This is a genomic window from Candidatus Marithrix sp. Canyon 246 (genome assembly GCF_001723685.1).
Lineage (GTDB): Bacteria > Pseudomonadota > Gammaproteobacteria > Beggiatoales > Beggiatoaceae > Marithrix.
Genome location: NZ_MCBX01000011.1, coordinates 32,758 through 51,704, shown reverse-complemented (window position 1 = coordinate 51,704; position 18,947 = coordinate 32,758). Strand labels below are relative to the sequence as shown.

Annotated in this window: 16 protein-coding genes; 9 read left to right on the top strand and 7 right to left on the bottom strand. The window is 33.3% G+C overall.

The genetic code is table 11. The annotated features are described in order from the left end of the window. Complete coding sequence (locus tag BHU68_RS08320; protein WP_069470305.1) at positions 1 to 1,092, top strand: AAA family ATPase; 1,092 nt, start codon at positions 1 to 3, stop codon at positions 1,090 to 1,092. Continuing rightward, positions 1,079 to 1,615, top strand: a complete 537-nt coding sequence (locus BHU68_RS08315; RefSeq protein WP_069470306.1) for a hypothetical protein — start codon at positions 1,079 to 1,081, stop codon at positions 1,613 to 1,615. Before BHU68_RS08320 ends, BHU68_RS08315 begins: the two co-directional genes overlap by 14 nt. Before the next feature lie 34 nt (positions 1,616 to 1,649). Here BHU68_RS08315 and BHU68_RS08310 read toward each other — a convergent pair whose 3' ends face one another. The 3 genes from BHU68_RS08310 to BHU68_RS08300 form a co-directional block, all read right to left on the bottom strand. Further along, a complete protein-coding gene (locus BHU68_RS08310; RefSeq protein WP_069470307.1) occupies positions 1,650 to 1,877 on the bottom strand; it encodes a hypothetical protein in 228 nt (75 codons plus the stop codon). Between the two features lie 262 nt (positions 1,878 to 2,139). After that, positions 2,140 to 5,214: a PKD domain-containing protein gene (locus tag BHU68_RS08305; protein ID WP_069470308.1), complete on the bottom strand. Its 3,075-nt coding sequence runs from the start codon at positions 5,212 to 5,214 to the stop codon at positions 2,140 to 2,142. 13 nt (positions 5,215 to 5,227) lie between these two features. After that, positions 5,228 to 6,481 carry a hypothetical protein gene (locus BHU68_RS08300; protein WP_069470309.1) on the bottom strand — a complete coding sequence of 418 codons (1,254 nt, stop codon included), beginning with the start codon at positions 6,479 to 6,481 and terminating at the stop codon, positions 5,228 to 5,230. Positions 6,482 to 6,906: 425 nt separating this feature from the next. Here BHU68_RS08300 and BHU68_RS08295 point away from each other — a divergent pair, with 425 nt between their 5' ends. After that, positions 6,907 to 7,245 (top strand): HesA/MoeB/ThiF family protein, encoded by a 339-nt coding sequence (locus BHU68_RS08295; protein WP_069470310.1) that lies wholly within the window; start codon positions 6,907 to 6,909, stop codon positions 7,243 to 7,245. A gap of 14 nt (positions 7,246 to 7,259) precedes the next feature. Here BHU68_RS08295 and BHU68_RS08290 read toward each other — a convergent pair whose 3' ends face one another. Together BHU68_RS08290 and BHU68_RS08285 are read right to left on the bottom strand one after the other, a co-directional pair. After that, positions 7,260 to 9,635 (bottom strand): sucrose synthase, encoded by a 2,376-nt coding sequence (locus BHU68_RS08290; protein ID WP_069470311.1) that lies wholly within the window; start codon positions 9,633 to 9,635, stop codon positions 7,260 to 7,262. A 63-nt stretch (positions 9,636 to 9,698) separates the two neighbouring features. Beyond that, positions 9,699 to 10,397 (bottom strand): HAD-IIB family hydrolase, encoded by a 699-nt coding sequence (locus BHU68_RS08285; protein ID WP_069470312.1) that lies wholly within the window; start codon positions 10,395 to 10,397, stop codon positions 9,699 to 9,701. A gap of 16 nt (positions 10,398 to 10,413) precedes the next feature. On the opposite strand from BHU68_RS08285, the gene BHU68_RS08280 reads away from it, so the two are divergent. Together BHU68_RS08280 and BHU68_RS18340 are read left to right on the top strand one after the other, a co-directional pair. Next, positions 10,414 to 11,361 (top strand): esterase-like activity of phytase family protein, encoded by a 948-nt coding sequence (locus BHU68_RS08280; RefSeq protein WP_069470313.1) that lies wholly within the window; start codon positions 10,414 to 10,416, stop codon positions 11,359 to 11,361. A gap of 203 nt (positions 11,362 to 11,564) precedes the next feature. After that, positions 11,565 to 11,753 carry an ATP-binding protein gene (locus BHU68_RS18340; protein ID WP_083234210.1) on the top strand — a complete coding sequence of 63 codons (189 nt, stop codon included), beginning with the start codon at positions 11,565 to 11,567 and terminating at the stop codon, positions 11,751 to 11,753. On the opposite strand, the gene BHU68_RS08275 is transcribed toward BHU68_RS18340, so the two are convergent. Together BHU68_RS08275 and BHU68_RS08270 are read right to left on the bottom strand one after the other, a co-directional pair. Beyond that, on the bottom strand, positions 11,737 to 12,159 hold the full coding sequence (locus BHU68_RS08275; RefSeq protein WP_069470314.1) for a type II toxin-antitoxin system VapC family toxin: 423 nt from the start codon (positions 12,157 to 12,159) through the stop codon (positions 11,737 to 11,739). The genes BHU68_RS18340 and BHU68_RS08275 overlap by 17 nt on opposite strands. After that, positions 12,156 to 12,413, bottom strand: coding sequence for a hypothetical protein (locus BHU68_RS08270; RefSeq protein ID WP_069470315.1), 258 nt, complete (start codon positions 12,411 to 12,413; stop codon positions 12,156 to 12,158). The genes BHU68_RS08275 and BHU68_RS08270 overlap by 4 nt, the downstream gene beginning before the upstream one ends. A gap of 58 nt (positions 12,414 to 12,471) precedes the next feature. Between BHU68_RS08270 and BHU68_RS08265 the strand changes: the two genes are divergently transcribed. The 4 genes from BHU68_RS08265 (at position 12,472) to BHU68_RS08250 (ending at position 18,849) form a co-directional block, all read left to right on the top strand. Then, positions 12,472 to 15,984, top strand: coding sequence for a YhaN family protein (locus BHU68_RS08265; RefSeq protein ID WP_083234208.1), 3,513 nt, complete (start codon positions 12,472 to 12,474; stop codon positions 15,982 to 15,984). Beyond that, a complete protein-coding gene (locus tag BHU68_RS08260) occupies positions 15,981 to 16,763 on the top strand; it encodes an HNH endonuclease (protein WP_069470317.1) in 783 nt (260 codons plus the stop codon). The genes BHU68_RS08265 and BHU68_RS08260 overlap by 4 nt, the downstream gene beginning before the upstream one ends. A gap of 181 nt (positions 16,764 to 16,944) precedes the next feature. Beyond that, on the top strand, positions 16,945 to 18,216 hold the full coding sequence (locus BHU68_RS08255) for an AAA family ATPase (RefSeq protein ID WP_171899555.1): 1,272 nt from the start codon (positions 16,945 to 16,947) through the stop codon (positions 18,214 to 18,216). Further along, a complete protein-coding gene (locus tag BHU68_RS08250) occupies positions 18,217 to 18,849 on the top strand; it encodes an HNH endonuclease (protein ID WP_069470319.1) in 633 nt (210 codons plus the stop codon). The last annotated feature ends 98 nt before the right edge of the window (positions 18,850 to 18,947 follow it).

The following is an 18,947-nucleotide window of genomic DNA, read 5'->3' as shown; positions in this document are numbered from 1 at the left end:
ATGAAAATAAAAAATTTATCCCTAAAAAACTTTACTGCATTTGAACAAGCCAAATTTAATTTTTGTGATGGAATTAATGTATTGATTGGTACAAATGGTACTGGGAAAACTCATGCAATGAAAGCTATTTATGCAGTATTAAATAGTCTAAAAACTGCAAATATGCTAAGCAATGATTTAGAAAAGTTATTTAATATTCATAACTCTAATGAATTAATTAGAAATAATAATAATACTAGAAAGGCAACTACTTTTTTTTCTCACAAGAACGGAAGACTAGAATTTAGTCTTGGTATTTCTGATGGTATCATAAATCCTGACTCTACAATAGACTATAAAAGCGAAATAGATATAGAAGTTAATATCAATAATTCTGAAACTGTAAATTTTGTCTATCTACCTACCGTTGAAATGCTTTCAATTTATGATCACTTTTTTGCTACTTATGAAAGAAAAGAAATCCCTTACGACAGCACTTGTTATGACTTAGCATTAGCTTTAAATGCAGCTACTTTAAGAAATACTCATGCAGATTATCAATCTGTTGAGCCAATACTCAAGCATTTACAAGAAATAATCACAGATTCTAAATCTCAAGAACAAGATGTGGTTGTTAAAGAATCAGAACATTTTTATTTTAATTTAAATGGTAATAAGTTAGATGTAAATCTAGTTGCTGATGGCTACCGTAAATTAGGCACTTTATTTTATTTATTACGCAATGGTTCTTTAACTACAAATAGTATTTTATTTTGGGATGAACCAGAAGCAAATCTAAATCCAAAATTGATTGTAAAAGTGGCAAAAGTATTACAAGCACTCGCTGATTCTGGAATGCAAATTTTTATTGCTACTCATGATTATCTACTGAGCCACGAACTCTCTTTATTAGCCGAATATCCTTCTGAAAATCCAACTAAAGTTAAATTTTTTTCCTTACATAAACCTAATCATGATTCAAGTGTAATGACTCAAGAAGGAGATAGTTTAGCTGATATTTCACATAATCCTATTTTAGAAGAATTTGCTGATTATTATGATCGTGAAGTGGAACTATTTTCTAACGAGGATAGCAGCAATGACACGCATTGAAGAAGGTGATTTACTATTTGAATTTGGTGACAAATGGCGTGTTTTGAAACTTGATGAACATCCTGATTATCGAAATAAGATCAGTAAAATTAATAAGACAAAGGCAGTTGATTTTTTAGCTATATTTAATAATCAAACATTATATTTTATTGAAGTCAAAGATTTTCGTCGATCTTTTATTGAAAATAAGGATAGACTTTTAAAAGGCAAATTAGCTATAGAATTAGCTCAAAAAGTACGAGATTCTATAGCCTGTATAATTGGCAGTTATCGTACATCAAACACACCTGAAAATTGGGATCTTTATGCAAAGTTGCTCTGTCATCAAAAAAAACAAATAAAAGTGGTTTTATGGTTAGAACTAGATTTACCTAATAATCCATCAATGACACAAAAATTTATGGCTTCCATAAATACAAATAAATTCAAGAAAAAACTGACATGGCTAACCTATAAAGTTTTGGTTTGCAACACTAAGAAACAAGCTTTGCCAGATGTAAAAGTAAGAAATTTGCCTAGGTAAATGGTCGGTTATCACCGACCAACAGTGTCTTAAATTAAAACGGCAATTCTAAATTACCATCTATAGCCAATAATTGCCCACTAAACTGTTTTTGTATTCTGCTTAGTGCAGCTTCATTATCGGCTTCAAAGCGAAATACTAAGCATGGTGTAGTATTAGATGGGCGTACTAATCCCCAAGCATCTTCAAAGTCTGCTCGTAAGCCGTCAATAGTGGTTACTTTTGCTCCTTCAAATTTGAAGCTGTTTGCAATTTTGTCCATGAATTCATAATGTTGTCCAAATTATTTAAATTCTAATTTTATTTCTGGAGTATTAACTGCATCTGGTAAGCTTGCAAATACTTCAAAAATTATATAGCATGTTTTTGTAAAATATCCATGATTAATGAACGATATTGGGATAAGTTATCCATTGATTTATCTCCTGTTCTTCTAAATCGACAATAATTAATGGTATTTTATGTAATTAAGGCAGTTTTCACTGCCTCATGAATTATATCTTTGGCACTCATTGATTATCAAATTATGGATAAATTACCCCAAATTTATTATTTTCTAACATATTTTGAACTGGATTTTCTCCTACTCCGTAACCTAATAGTATTTGAAGTGCTGGTAATGATGTTACATCTCGGTTTTTCATTATGTTGAATTTTGTCGCGTTGGCTTTGATGTTTTGTTGGTAGCTTGGAATATCTGTTCCATTAAATATTTGCCATTCTGTTGGGGTTACTATCTGTAAACCTTTTTGTTCCATGTTTATTGCTACGTATAGGGTTTTTGTTTGTGGTTTATCTTCTGGGTTGCTAATATTCCATACTCCAATTATATTAGGATTTTCTACGCTGCCATCAACGTGAGCATAAAAATTTCCATTTCCTGTTACTCTGCCACCTATAAATATAATCGCGTTGGATGATTCTCCTTTGTCATTGGTCGCTGTTATTATATCTACGCTATTGGTTTTTGGGGCGATGTAAGTTACTCTTTTGCCTTCTAAGGAGCTTAGTTGTCCAAGTTGGCTTGACCATTTTACTGTATCTGCTCCTCTTGCTTGTAAAGTGGTAGTTTTTTCTGGTTCCAAATGTATTTCTGTAGGTGAGATGGCAAAGCTGTTTGGTAATTGAATGCTCACTATGGCTTGAACTATTTTGCCTTCACTGTCTGTTGCTAGAATTGTTGCACGCCCTGCTGTTGTTGGAGCGCGAAATGTTGCTAAATCACCATTTTGATTTGTTGATATAATTTTTCCTGCTCCAGTTACCGTCCATGTATAAGGTGCTGTGCCTCTTAATACTCTAAATGTCGTTTCTTCTCCTGTTTGTAAGATTGACATTGCTGGTGTTATTACTGGCAATAAGTTTACGTAAACCATTGCTTGAGCTGAGTCGCCTTTAGCATCTGTGGCTAGTACTTTGTAAGTACCTGCAACATGTGGAGCTAGGTAGTTGGTGGAGTTGCCTTCAAATCGACTTAAATCTCCGCCGTTGCTATGCCATGTTATTCTGCCAACTCCATTAATTGCAGTGAAATTATGTAGTTTATTGGGTTTTAATGCTATTGTTTGAGGAGATATTCTTATTTTGGTGGAAATCCTCGGAAATACATTAAATGATTTATTATTAACATCAGTGACACTTATTCTTGGTACTATAGAAGCATCAGGCACTACAACATTAATTTCAGATTGTTCTATATTATCAACTATTTCTATTTCACCTACTGTTGTTGACCATGTATATGGTCCCTTGCCGCCAATGACGTTAAATCTTTGTTTTACGCCGGGATAAATTAGTGGTCTAATTGGTGTTACTTGTATTTCACGTAAGATTTCAATTATTACTTTTGCGACTTTGCCATTTTGATCTGTTGCAATTATTAGATCAGGTCCAGTAATATTTGGTGCTATGTAAGTAGTTGTTTCACCAGTTGTTTGTGTAAGCCTTCCTCTTTCAGCGGTTATAGTGTAAGGCGGTATGCCTCCTGCTATTTTTATTTCTAAATTTTCTTTTGGGTATAATGCGGCTTGAGCTGGCACTGTACGCATTTTTGCTACTTGGGGTAATACTCTTACAGTTCTGACTGCTTCAGTTGGTCGGCCTTTTTTGTCTGTTACAGTTAATTTTACGTTAAAACTACCAGAAGTTTTATAGGTATGAGAAGCACGAAAACCTTTGTCGCTGACATTATCTCCAAAATTCCAATCATAAGTATATTTTTTACCTTCTGGATCTTTATCAGTTTTAGCGTCAAAGAAGATTGTTTGGTTTACATCTAGTGTGTCATTAGGTTTAATAGTAAAAGTTGCTACTGGTAAGGGTTCTTCTGCCGCTGTTACATTTACCATAACTTCTTGTTTTACTTCACAAGCATCTTGTACGCTGAGTTTATAGAATCCTTCTGGTTTTGGAGCTGGTACTTGAATCATTTGACCGTTTTCTGATAAGGAAGTTATAATATCTGCTTCCCATGCCCATTGATAAGGATAGTTTTTCGTTTGGTAAGATATGCAACCGCCTTCTACTGTAAATATTCCAGTTTCTCCGGGATTTAATCTAGGATTAGTAGGTAAAATAGTAGGAGTTCCGCCTTCTACTGTAATAAATATTACTAGCTTCTTTTCTGTCTTATCTTGCACTTCTATTATGTCTGGTCCATATTGTGCTGGGGCTGTATAAGTGCAAGCACCAGTTTGATCACAACTTGCACTACCTAGTCTTGCTGCAACTTGATAAGGAGCTTCGCCTCCCCAGATTTGAAATATTGCATTTTGTTGCTTATCTATGGAGATACGAGAAGGGCTGGCGGTAAATGGACCTAATGTTGTTATTGGTACAGTTAGTTTTTGTTGAGCAGCGTCTGTAATTTCAATTATGGATGTTCCATATACTGGAGGAGCAGTAAAGAGTAAATTTGTATCGTCTTGTTCTAGTTTACCACTACCAGTATTAACGATACTTGTAAATGGCGGTAAACCTCCAGATAATTTTAGCAGTTTACTGGTTTTCGGTTGAAGACTTAAACTTTCTGGATTTACTGATAGTGGTGTAATTATTCTAATAGCTACAATAATTACATTACCTACTGCATCTTGAACTTGAAGTGTAGTATTATTAATATCTGAAGGAGCCTGATAAGTAACTTTAGCAGTATTTTCTGGGTTAATATTTCCTTGTTCAGCAGACCATTTAAATGGTGGTATTCCTCCATAGGCTTGTAAAGATGCAGTTTCACCAGCTTTTATTTGTAGTTTAGTTGGGGAAACTATTAAATCCAAATAAACCGTTATATTAGCAATCGCTTTACTGCCATTGACACTAACTTCAACTTGATAGTTACCTGCTTTTTTAGGAACATGATATTGCACCGATTTTTCTGTATAAGCTTGAGCATTCAATGATAAGGGTTTTCCAAAAACAGAACTTAAATGACCTGCTGGAATTCGCCATTTATAGGTTCCTGAATCGGCACCATTAACTGTAAGAGTTACTGATTCTCCAGATTTGACGATTATATTAGCTGGTTCTATTGTGATAGCTGATGAAGCTATGGGTATAATTAAGCTTATGAATAATAAAATGGGTTTGATAATTTTCATGTTATGGTTCTCCTTATGGTGAGACAGTGATATTAATTTCAGTTTTATTACCTGCACCATCCTCAACATACAAATTATAAGTACCAGCTGTTTCAGGAACTGTCATTTCACTAACGCTTTTGTTCTCATTTTGAGGTTCAACAAGACAAGCTTCACACCCCCATTCATATGGTGGTACTCCAGCAGTAACCATAAATTTTCGAGTTTCACCCACTTTCATTTTAGCTGATGAAGGAGAAATAACAGGGTTAATTGGTTCAACTTTACCAATTAAAACTTTTGAATTTCCGCTAGAGTCTGAAATTTTTATTTCATAGTTACCAAATTTTCTTGGTGCCTGCCATGTACCTATGCCGGTTCTATCATCTATTGTTACAATACCACCATCTGTTACTGCTGTGTAGCCACCGGTTCCTCCAGAAACTTTAAACTTTGCTGTTGAATTGATGTCAGCATACAGAGTCTTCTGCGATACATTAAGCTGTATCTGTATCCATGCGTGAGCTTCAATTGTTTGTCCTGCATCATCACGGAATCTAATACTTACATCCTCATCTGAATTCATCTGGCTACTATTAAAAGTGAATATACCAGTTTCACTGCGAGCATTGATAGTTCCCTTTTCTGGGGATGCTGTATAAGGAGAAATACCACCTTTTACTTCATATATGGCTTTTCCTTCTCTTTCCATATATTGTACATAAGGTGTTACTTTTAGTTCTGAAACCATATAAACTTTAACTTGGCTTGTATTTCCAATACTGTCACGCACAGTTATATCATAATATCCAATAATATTAGGTGATTTACATACAAATGTATTTCCCTGATTATCACAAGTTCCAGCTTCTTGTATTAATGTATAAGGTGGTCTGCCACCAGCAGTAACTAGATTAAAACTTTCTTCTGGTCTGATATATACTGTATTTTTTCCTTCAATGTTTGTAAGTGTTATTGAAGTATTGATAAAAATTAAAGATTCTGCTGTAATATCAGTAGCATCTTTAACAAATATTTGATATATTCCAGAATCGCTAGGGGCAGAAAAATATACTCTTCGTTTGCCTTCGCTAGCAAAGTTAGTGTCATGTAACAGACCATCTTTATCTTGCCAAGTCCATTTAAATGGTTCTGTTCCACCTATTACTTCTAACATTGTCTTTTTATCTGCCTCAAGGTATGTAGTCGCTGGGTTAATATACATGTCAGCTGCTAATACTTGCCTACTTGCAAATAATAACATTAAAAATATTATTACTTTTTTCATTTTGGAATTCCTCATATAAGAAAATATAATATAACATATGTATTATAAGCTATATAAATAGGGATTACAAGAGGGATATTATTTTAGTAGTAGTACAACGGATTTACGGAATAAACTAATTATTTGCAAATGTAAATGTGACGGGCAGCGACAAATAGGCTTAGAGAATTGGTTATAATTTTCAATATCATGTAATACCTTCCAAAAGACTTGGTTGATCAAATTGTTACCAGTATTTTTTACAACTTCAATGGTTTTTTTTGACAATGCATGGCATCCAATGTAAACACACACTTCATCAATCCTAATTCTTCAATTAGACCTTGTACAGCTGCTCTTATCATCAGTTTCTAAGTGTCCCAAAATAAGTGTTTTTCTTGGCAAAAAGCATATGAATTGCTTTACGATTTTCCAAACCTTGGAGAATGTATAGGATAGAAGTAATTTCAGCCAAAAAAAAATTAGAGAGACTGAATCCTAATGTAAAAATTACTACTATTAATCAAAAACTGAGTTTAGAACATTTTAATGTAGATTGTAGCGATAATTTCGCTACACGTTTTATGGTGAATAAAGCTTGTATAGAAAGCGGCATTATAGCACCCCTAGTTGGAATAATAGGCAGTATTCAAGCACTAGAGGTGATAAAAGTAATTTTAAATCTTGGAGAATTTGGCTACTTATTGCTGCTAGATGCAGACAAAATGCAGTGGCGTAAACTTAAATTACATAAGGATCCTAGTTGCTCTGTTTGTGGTTCTTGACTTACCACCCTAGATTATCTATCCTGCACTTTTGCCGCCAATGGACGATACATTAATCCATAGAACATTTCTAAATAGCGTCGTTTAGATGCGGATTCTAAATTGGTTGCATATTTCCAAAAGCCATATACTCGTGATAAAGTTATTAAGCGTTTTGCATATAAACGCCAATTATAACTGGTTTGTACACGTTCTATTCCGCCGTCTGAAATTGTTTCCCAATAATCAGGTTCATTCTTGCAACGATCAAAGAATTCTATAAGTTTAGTTGTTGTTTCTTCAGCATAATCTGGTTTAATATGAAAACCTGAAATACCATCTTCAATAATTTCTAATGGTCCACCGTAACATGTTGCAAAGGTTGGTAAACCTGATGCCATTGCTTCAATTACTGTTAAACCAAAAGCTTCAAATACTGCTGGTTGAACAAAAATTCCTTTTTTATCAGCTATATATCTGTATAATTCTCCAACAACTGGTTTGTCTAAATGTTTACCTACCCAACGTACTTTATCATCTAAACCGTACTGTGACATTAACTCGTGCATTTTAGCAATTTGTTCACGTTCTTCGTCATCAGTAGATTCTGAATGAATATGTCCGGCAATTACTAACAGATTAGCTTTTGCTTGTAATTCTGGGCTACGAGCATACCATTCTACTAAACCTGTTAAGTTCTTGATTCGATCCAAACGCGCCATTGTAAAAATAATCGGTTTATCTGGATTGGCAAATTCACCGCGACTTTCATCAGAAGGTTTACCATAAATAATAGTTTCAATTTCAGGATGCAATTCTGGCAAACGGCGTTCTGTTTCTTTAGAAGCAAAATAAATGCTTTCATCAGCACCCGGTGAAACTATATTAAATTTAGGATCATAAACATCTATTCCATTAGTAACGCGATAAAGTCCGGGCATTGTAAATGAACTATGACTTTCATATTGACCAATGCTATTACCATTACCAGCAATTTCTTGATAACTACTACTAATAATAAAATCAGCAGAATTCATAGCAAGTAAATCAGCGGTGAATTGTGTTGAAAAATGATATTGTTCTTCGTTAGCTTTCCAATATAAATCAGAATATAAATATTTAGCTTTTTCTAAAGCGTGAGCAATTGTGCATTGTGTCACACCTAATTTTTGAGACAGTAAACTGGCAACTAAATTACCATCAGAATAATTACCAATTATAAAATCTGGTGAGCCATGTAATTCAGCCACTAATTCTTTTTCTACTTCGACGGCAAAAGATTCTAAGTATGGCCAAATCCAAAAACGTGAAATCCAATAAGGTATTACTTTACCTTGTGCATCGCGGAATGGTACTCGTAAAATTTTGGCATTTTTAGTTCCAATAATTGGTTCTACTTTTTGATTGCAAGTGGTTTTACCAGCTTCAGGAATTAAACGAGTAATTACGATAATTTTAGGTTCAATATCAAGCCCTTGCTCATAAAGACGCTCTGACATTTCTATTTCAAGAGCTTTGACTTGGTCTAAAATATAAACAACTTGTCCACCTGTATCAGGCAAACCAAAGACATTAGCTTGTCCAAAGAAACCATGTGGCGAAATAATCGCCAATTTAAAATTCATTGGAATACGAGCTAAAAATTGTTCTAAATTATTTGCATCAGGTGCTTCTAAAATGTCAATTAATAAATTGATGGTGTCATTTACTCGTTCAACGGTGCGCCCCCAGCCCGGTTCAAAACCCATTTCTTGCATTTTATCAGCAATATCTTGCCAACTTGCATCGGCTGCTTGTGATGATAAATAATCTTCAGCTTCACGTAAAGCAATTATAAGTTGACTGGCTTCTTTAATGCGATTATTAAGCATTAAGGTTTGCCCTTCATATTGATGCTGATGCAAAAAATCAAACAATAAAATTTCACTTTGCTTAGCGTCAGTAAATAGACGGTTTGATAAATGTCTATTCAAAAATTCGACACCCCGCCCAATAGAATGTTGCTCTTTTAACTTAGGAATGTCACGTTGACATGGTGCGAAATCGACTTCTAAAACCCAATCATCATCTTGCAAAGCAGGATTTACCATGCGTTCTTTTATTTGTAGAAATTTACTGGCATCAATTGTTTCTGCTTCTATGGTTTCAGTATGATAACGGTAATATTCCCACCGCCCAGCACCGACTCTTATTAATAAATAAACCCACGGTTCAACCACTACTGCTTCTTGAATTCCAGCAATAAAGTTGGCAACCGGCTTTGTGCAATCGTATTGTTCACAAAATTGCTCAAATTGATAACTAATATCTGAGCGTAGAAAAAATTTTTTACTTTCAGAAGTAAAGGATCTAAAGATAAAAGATAAGGCTTGTTGTTGTTCTTTATTATTGTTGTTATTTACTACTATCATTTTATTTTCCTAACTTAATCAAAACTTAATCACAAATTAAGAAAAATCTGTGCCAAAATTGACTTACCAATCAAAATGTTTAATCCCTTCTAAAATACCAGCGGCATAATTATTTTGAGCAAAATAAATACCCTTTTTATTTTTCAAGTTTTCTAACTCGTTACTATAATTACCCACTACAATTCCAAGCCCATCATTGGTCAACATTTCTGCGTCATTACCAGAATCACCAGCTACCATAACTTGTGTCATCGGCAAACTCAGACTTTTAGCAAGGTAAGAAACTGCTAAACCTTTAGATGCTCTAACTGGCAATATATCTAAAAATTCACCATGTGAATAAATAACATTAGCGGCATATGGTAGTTCTAATTTCTCAAAATTTTGATCTGCAAAATAACTGATTTTAAATTCACCTTGATTAATATCTGGCTGTAAACTTAAACCTTTAAATTGTGATAAATAATCTCGTATTTCGTCAGGTTTCCAACAGTAATCAATATGTTTTAACCAATTTTCATCTGCTTCTTTAGTGGCATTGTGAATTTGACTACCTACAGCAGTGATAAAAAAATCAGGTGTTGGCACTTGCCATTGTTCTAACACAGCTATCGCGCTTTCTAAATGTCGCCCTGTAGCTATGCCAAATTTGATAGAATCACGATTTTTTTTTAGATAATTGATAAATTCACCAAGTGCTTTAGTGTCACCTAATAAAGTATTGTCAATATCAGAAATTATGATACGATGGGAAACTTCCATAAATCATCCTATAAATATGAATTTTAAAAACGTTATCATTACAATATTACTAATTATAGCAACTGTATCTTGTGTTGCATCTTCATTGAGTCACCCAATTGCTTTTTCAAACAAATATAAATCTGGTGAACAGTATATGAATATTCGTTTAAGGGGTACTTTGGAACTGACTATACCTAAAATCAGTGAATTATCAGGTTTAGCATGGGATAAGGATGAAAAGATTTTATATGCTATCTCAGATAATGCTGATTTATATCATTTAAAGCCACAAATTGTAAATAATACACTAGTTGGAATTCGCCTATTATCAGCGTATAAATTAACAAAGAAAAATGGCAAAAGATTAAAATCCAGAGATTCTGAAGGATTAGCAATTTTGAATGGTCAACTAATAATATCCTTTGAACGCAAGCCTAAGATTGCTAAATTTACTCCAAAAGGTAGATTAATCTCTAAATATCGTTTACCAAAAAAATTAGCTAAGATTAAAAACTACCATAGCAAAAACAAAGCATTAGAAGCAGTGACAATACATCCACGCTTAGGTATTTTAACCGCACCAGAATATCCATTAAAAAATACCGGCAATAAACATACAATTTACTCATTGAAAACCAAGCGGAAATGGACAATTCCAGCTTATCCAGCTCCAAACAGTGCGATAGTAGCATTAGAAACTTTAAAAGATGGTTCGATTCTAATTTTAGAACGCGCTTTTAGTTCGATTTTAAAGCCTCTCATTATTAGTGTAAGGCGCGTATGGCTTTCTACGTGTAGCTGCTCAAAGGGAGATGATAGTGAATTTAAACAGATTGCGGTATTTAATAACTTTAAAGGTTGGGAAATCGATAATTTTGAAGGCTTAACCCACCATAAAGACAATTACTTTTTTATGGTCAGTGATGATAATGATAGTAAATTGCAAAAGACTTTATTGACTTATTGGGAATTAGTTAATTAACTGATGTTATGTACAGCTCTTCTAAAATTGATATATTCTGTAGGTTGGGCTTCCTCTCGTCAGCCCAACCTAGACAGAACTTTATTTACATTGAAGTTTTAACAAATTACAATTATAGGAAAAAAATTATGTATTGGCTATATATTCATTTTTTGTTATAAACTGTAGGGACAATCCTTTTTTTTTGTAAAAATGCGTAATATATATTTATATATTACAATATCACAGTAAAAAATTGCGGTACCTTAAAAGACGTAAAAATAGATTTTACCGATAATGGAAAATCACAATCAGTCATTGTATTAGGTGGTGCAAATGGTAGCGGTAAAACCACGGTGTTGGAATTTATTTTTGTATTAGCAGAACTGTGTAAATTTAATCATAAGGCATAATAGTTGATATAGATTGATTACCATATCGGCGATAAATCAAAAAATCACTATCCAAAGTTAAAACAAGGCTTTTAGAATATTGCTCACTCATTTTTACCAAACAAGCATCTGCAAAAGACATTGGAACATTTGCATATTTAACCATTAAACGCCTAATATCTTTCCTTTCGTTATCACCTAAAAAAAATGGAACTTTCATAAAATTCATATCTATCAGTTCAAGAACCACATCTGCTTTTTCATGGGAATGTCGCTTTAATAAAAAACAAGTTTCAGAAATAACTGCTTCACAAGTTAATAAAGGCGTGTGAATATTAGCCATTTTCTTAGTCACCCAATCATGATGAACATCTTTTTCACTTAGGAGTGCAACCAAAGGACCTGTATCAACTATCACTTGTTTCATAAACCATATCCTTCCATGTAACCTTTATTAATAGAAAGGTCTGCTGGTGCATTTTTTATACACCCAACTAAATTATGAGATCGCGCCAATTCCAAACATGAAATTTTTTTAACTTCATCTGGTTGTATTTTAGTTAGTTTATAGTTTTCGGTTTTGATTCGGATTTCGTATAATGCAGCGATAATATGATCAAAATTTGCTGTATGAGGTAGCTTTGAAATTGTAGCAATTGCTGTTTGTTGTAATGTATTCATAATTATTTTTTAATGCTTATATGTTAATTAGGTTATAATTTTATCATAATATGATAAAATGAACAATATGAACATATTACAACTAGAGTTACTTGCCTTTGGGGCATTTACAAATAAAATTTTAGATTTTTCTGCTAAGCAACCGGGGTTTCATCTTATTTATGGTGCAAATGAAGCCGGTAAAAGTACGCTACGTCGTGCTTTGATTAATTTGTTTTTTGGGATTCCTGAACGTACTTCTGATGCTCATCTTCATGCTAATAATCAATTACGTATTGGAGCTAATGTCGTAAATGATGGTTTGGGTGAGTTGTTATTTTATCGGCGTAAAGGGCGTAAAAATACTTTACTTGATGTTGATAATAAGCCTTTGAATGAGAAGTATTTGTTGGATTATCTTGGTGGTGATATGGATGAGGCTCAGTTTATCGCCTTGTTTTGTTTTGATCATGATTGTTTGCGCCAAGGTGGAGATAATTTGTTGCAAGGTGGTGGTGATGTCGGTGAAAGTTTATTTGAAGCCGGTAGTGGTAGCGTCAATGTTCATGAGGTTTTAACTCAGTTAGATAAAGAAAAAGATGAGTTATTTAAAGCTCGTGGTTCTAAACCGCTCTTAAACCAAACTATTAAAACTTATAAAGAAGCTTGTCAACGTATTGAAGAAGCTTCTTTATCCGCACAAAAGTGGAGTGAACACGCGCAAAATTTAGATGATGCACAACAACAACATAAAACACTTACTGAAAATTTACAAAATTTACGTGTTGATAAAAATCGTTTAGAACTTATTCAACGTACTCGCGCATTTTTACATAGGCATCAAGAAGTTAAAACTGAATTAGCCAAACTGGCTAAGGTGATTTTATTGCCTGAAGATGTTAGTTCTAAACGTTTTCAAGATAATCTGGATTTACGTACTGCTGAAACTAAAGCTGAACAGGCTGAACAAACTATTGCCGATTTAGAGCAACAAATTTCACAAGTTCAAATTTCTAAAGCCTTATTAGCTCAAAAGCCTACTATTAATGATTTGCGAGGGCGTTTAGGTAGTCATCAAAAAGCCGCTCGTGATTTACCCGGGGTTCGTACTGAAATGCGTACCGTGGAAAAGGAGGCTAAGCTGTTATTGCAGCGTATTTATCCAAACACTACTTTGTCAGATGTATCAAACTATACCCTTACTAATTTGCAAGCTAAGGAGATTAAAAATCTAGCGAATAGCTATCCTACTTTACGCGAAAAACAAAATAGTCTGATTCTACGTTTAGAAGCAATTGAACAACAATTAATTCAGCAAAACCAAGCATTAGATATTTTACCTGATCCACCTGATTTAACCTTGTTACAAGCTGGTTTAGCACGAGCATGTAAATATAGTGATTTAGAAGAATCTTTGGCTAAAGATGAAACTGAAATTAAGTTATTAACTGACCAAATAAATTTATCATTACAACAATTAGGTTGGTCTAGTAGTTTAAAAGCTTTAGAAGAAGCTCCTTTGCCAAGAATCGAAAGAATTGATAGTTTTGAGCGTCGCTTTAATGAAGTAGAAAATGATAGGCAACGTGTAAAAGAACGTCTATTAAATGCTAGACAACGGGCTGAAAATTCTAGTCAAAAAATTAATGCCTTATCTTGGGCAGGCGAAATTCCTACTGAAAAAACTTTAGAAGATGTTAGAAAACTTAGGCAACAATATTGGCAACAAATTGTTGTAAAATCTAAAAAGGCTTCCACACTGTCACTATTAGAACAAGTTTCTCCTTTTAAACAACAAGACGCATATAAAACATTTGAAGAAGCCATGTATCATGCGGATGAACTTTCTGATCGCCTGCGTCGTGAAGCTAGTCGTGTTGCAGAATATTCAATGTTATTAGCAGAACAACAGAGTGCGAGTCATGAGCAGGAACAACAAACTAAAAAGTGGCATCAATTAGAAACAGTATTAGCTAATTTACAAAATGAATGGGAAAATAGTTGGAAGCCTACAGGGATAAAACCTTGGGCACCTGCTGAAATGCGAGGTTGGTTAAATGAATGCTTAGATTTACGTAAACAAAGTTGTTCATTAAGAGAGCGTCGTCAAAAATTACAAGTAGGGCGAGAATTAGTTAAAGAGTTATCCGAAGAATTAACTGATGCACTATTACCTTTAAAAGCTTTTGTTAAAGGAGAGATTTTTACCGAATTAGCCAATATAGTGGAACAAGCTCATAATAGTGTCGCTTTGATTACTAAGTTACAGCGTAAATTTGATAAGTTAGAATTAGAAATCAATAATTTAAATAAAGATAAAGCTAATACTGAACTTGCAAAAATACAAGCTGATGCGGCTTTAAAAAAATGGCAACAGCAATGGAAACAAGCACTAGCTCCTTTAAATTTACCCGCTAAAACAGCAACAGAAACTGCTCGTGATGTACTTGATACTTTAGATCAAATATTAAATAAGATTGACAAAGCCAATAGTCTCAAGCGTCGAGTTAAATTAATGGAAAAAGACGCTAAAATATTTAAGGCTGATGTGAAAGCAATCGCAGAAACACTGGCAACAGAATTAATTAATGAGCCGCTAGAACAAATAGTTCCAGAATTATCTAATCGCCTGAGCCAAACTGAACAAGATTTAGCGCGTTTAGAACAATTGCAACACAGTTTAGATAAAGAACAACAACATTATATAAATGCCAAACAAGAAATTGAAGCATCTCAAGCTCGCTTACAAGCCCTATTAGAACAAGCACATTGTGAAAACCTAGCCGATTTAGAACAAGCCGAACAAGATTCATTACATAAAAAAGCTTTACAAGCAGAATTGATAACAGTAGAACAACAATTATTAAAACAAGGAGAAGGATTGTCATTATCTGATTTAGAAGAGGCAGCGGCAGAAATAGACATTGAACAATTAGCGGTACAAATAGAAACAACGATAGAACAAATTCAACAATTAGAACAACAACGTTCCAAAATCGACCAAACCATTGGAGAATTACGTACTCTATTAAAACAAATGGACGGTAATGCAGCCGCTGCTCAAGCTGCTGACGAAGCCCAATTAGCCCTAGCAGAAATGCAAAATTTAAGTGAACGTTATATTCAAATTCACCTAGCAGCATCAATCCTCAGAAAATCAATTGAACGTTATCGTGAACAAAATCAAGGCCCTGTGATCAAACGCGCCAGCGAAATCTTTCAAAAATTAACCCTAAATCAATTTGCAGGAATAAAAACAGACTATAGCAGCAACACCGATCAACCAATATTAATGGGAATACGCGAAGACAATATGGGTTTAACAACCAACGCGATGAGCGATGGCACACGCGATCAACTATACCTATCCCTAAGACTAGCCAGCATAGAACGCTACACCCAACCAAGATTACCATTAATATTAGATGACATCCTAATAAACTTCGATGACGAACGCTCACAAGCGACACTATCAATATTAGGAGAACTAAGTAAAAATAGACAAATTATATTTTTGACTCATCATCCGCATTTGATAGAATTGGCACAACGGGCAGTGCCGGGGGATTGTTTGGTGGAACATAGATTATGAACAATATTTGGAGCTACGAAATGTTAGAAATTCATTTTATAATTATTTCAATTGAAATCATTATTTTTATTGTTGGTTTAGCTGTTTTATGGTTTTATAAACAAAAATTGGTTCAAAAACTATCAGAATTCTATAAAGAACTTTATTCAGATTATCTGAATTCCGAAAAATGGGACAGTTTAAAAAAATTAGCTTTAGCACGAGCCGATTATAAATGTGAGTTGTGTGGTGCAACATATAAAGCTGTTCATCATGTAAAATATCCTAAAAAGTATCAAAATGATCATATTGATAATCTTTTGGTTGTATGTGGTAAATGTCATGCAAAGCTTCATGGAATCCGTGATATTGATAACAATATGAATAATAATGGGAATTCATTTTCAGAAACAGTTATATTAGGTAGTCGTTCATATTTATTTGATGTGAATACAATTTTAGGGAAAAAATGCTTGATAATAACTGAATCGGGTAAAAGAGGAAATCGTCAAATAGAAATTTTTGAAGAAAAATTTCATGAACTTACTGAAAATTTAAGCAAGGCTTTGCTATCTTTGCAAAAAGACATCAAAGAACCATTTTATGAAACAATATCAGTAAATGAAGGGACATATTTTTTTGATATTAAATTAGCAGTTAATGGAAGTAAATATCTAACTCTTACTACTTCAAAACGAAAAGCTAACAATTTGTTTGAACGTAATAGTATTATTGTATTTGAAGATGAATCACGTTTATTTTCAATGTGTTTAAATAAAGTTATTAATTATTTTTCGTAAGTGTTAAAAGTTTTAAAAATATACAAAAAACGATGATCCTCGCTATTATTAGCTTAATTATACAGCTATAGCCAGTGTAGGGTGTATAAGCAAAGCCTAATACACCGATTAGAATAATTTTTTGATGTCGTTTTCCCACGGAAAACCTTCGCTTATACACCCTACGGGCTATTTTAAAATCATGAAGATAGAATATATAAAGATTAGAAATTTCAAACTGTTTGCAGATGAAGAGTTTTCATTCAATCCTCAAATGAATGTTATTATTGGTAACAATGCAACAGGTAAAACAACTATATTAGAAGCTTTATCTTACTCTTTGGGAACAGTGCTTATGGGTTTAAAGAGGGAAGAATCAATACCTCTTAGATATGAAGAAAAAAGAAGAGAAATTATATCTCCTGATAATATTGAAATTCAATTACCATTTAGAATAGATATACAACAGACTTTAGATAACATAAACTATAAATGGCATAGGAGTACAGATAAAGATCTTGGTGGAGCCACAAATTATAAATCTGCTAAAGAGATGATTAATAAAGCTAAAGAGTTAGCTAATCAAGTTAGGAATGGAGATAATGTAAAACTACCATTAATAGCCTATTATGGTACTGAAAGAGTTAATGATAGACATCAAAACAAAGTAACTTATCAAAAACAAGGCTCAAGGCTTGATGGATATTATGGTGCGTTGGATTCAAGAACGCTTAAAGGGCAATTTTTGGAATGGTTTAAGTCTTATGAAGATTCTGTGTTGAAGTTTGGAAAGGATAAAACTTTATATCATGCCTTTACTAACTCCATTACAAGCATGGTAAAAGATTGGAAAAAGATTCATTTTTCTTGGGAGATGGATGATATGCTTGGTCAACTGGAAAATGGAAGTTGGGTCTCTTTTTCTATGATGAGTGCTGGGTATCAGAGTGTTGTTAGATTGACAGCTGATATTGCATATAGAGCTATAAAATTAAATCCCCATTTGGGAGGAAATGCCATCAAAGAGACCGAAGGGGTGGTACTTATTGATGAGATAGATATGCATCTTCATCCAAAATGGCAAAAAAATATTATCTCTGATTTGAAAAATACTTTTCCCAAGATACAATTTATTGCAACAACGCACTCTCCATTTATTATACAATCATTGAGAGCAGAAGAACTTATAAAATTGGATGGTGATGATGTTGTAGATAATCCATTTACTAAAAGTATCCCTGATATAGCTGAGGAGGAGATGAATTTAGAATCTGTTCAACGAAGTAGAAAATTTTTGAAGATGCAAAAAGTTGCCTCTGATTATTTTGCTTTGATACAAGAAGGGAAAACATCAAAAAATGATTACACAACCAATAAAATTAAAGAAGAGTTAGATAAATTGGAATTAGAGTTTAATAGTGATCCGGTTTTTGTAGCACTCATGAAAGCAGAACGAAAAACGGAACTTGGATAAATGAGACCTGTAGATAAATCTCTATTTAAAGGAAATAAAAATAGATATAATCCGTATGGAGATGCTAAAGATGATTTAATTTTAGCTATTGGTGATTTTTGTAGTTATTGTGAACGACAAGGATATAGTTCTGCATTGGATGTTGAGCATATTAATGATAAACATACTCATCCAAAACAAAAATATTTATGGAATAATTTTCTGTTGGCTTGTAAAAATTGTAATTCAATAAAAGGAACCAAATCGGTAGATGATAGCCTTTTACCACATATTAATAATACATTTTCGGTCTTTTCTTATTTAGAGGGTGGTCTTGTTATTCTCAATCCTATTCTAAAAAGTCCACTTAAAGAAAAAGCTCAAAAACTTTTGGATTTAGTTGGATTGGATAGAGTTCCTGGAAATTCAAAGTACTCTTTTAAAGACAAAAGATGGGAAGATAGAAAGAAAGTATGGGAAATTGCAAATAGATATTTAAACAAATATCAAAAGTGTAGTTGTGATATTGAGATTATTATGGATTTAGCTTTAGCACATGGATTTTGGTCAATTTGGATGACTACATTTCAAGATTATAGAGTGGTTCAAGAAGCGTTAATTAAAAGTTTTTCAGGAACTAAAAAATATAATTAAAAATGGAGTGATCCAAAGTGAAAGGGTACTGCTACTTTATTTGTGATAATCCTCTATTCCCAAATTATATTTTTGACCCACCACCCGCACTTGATAGA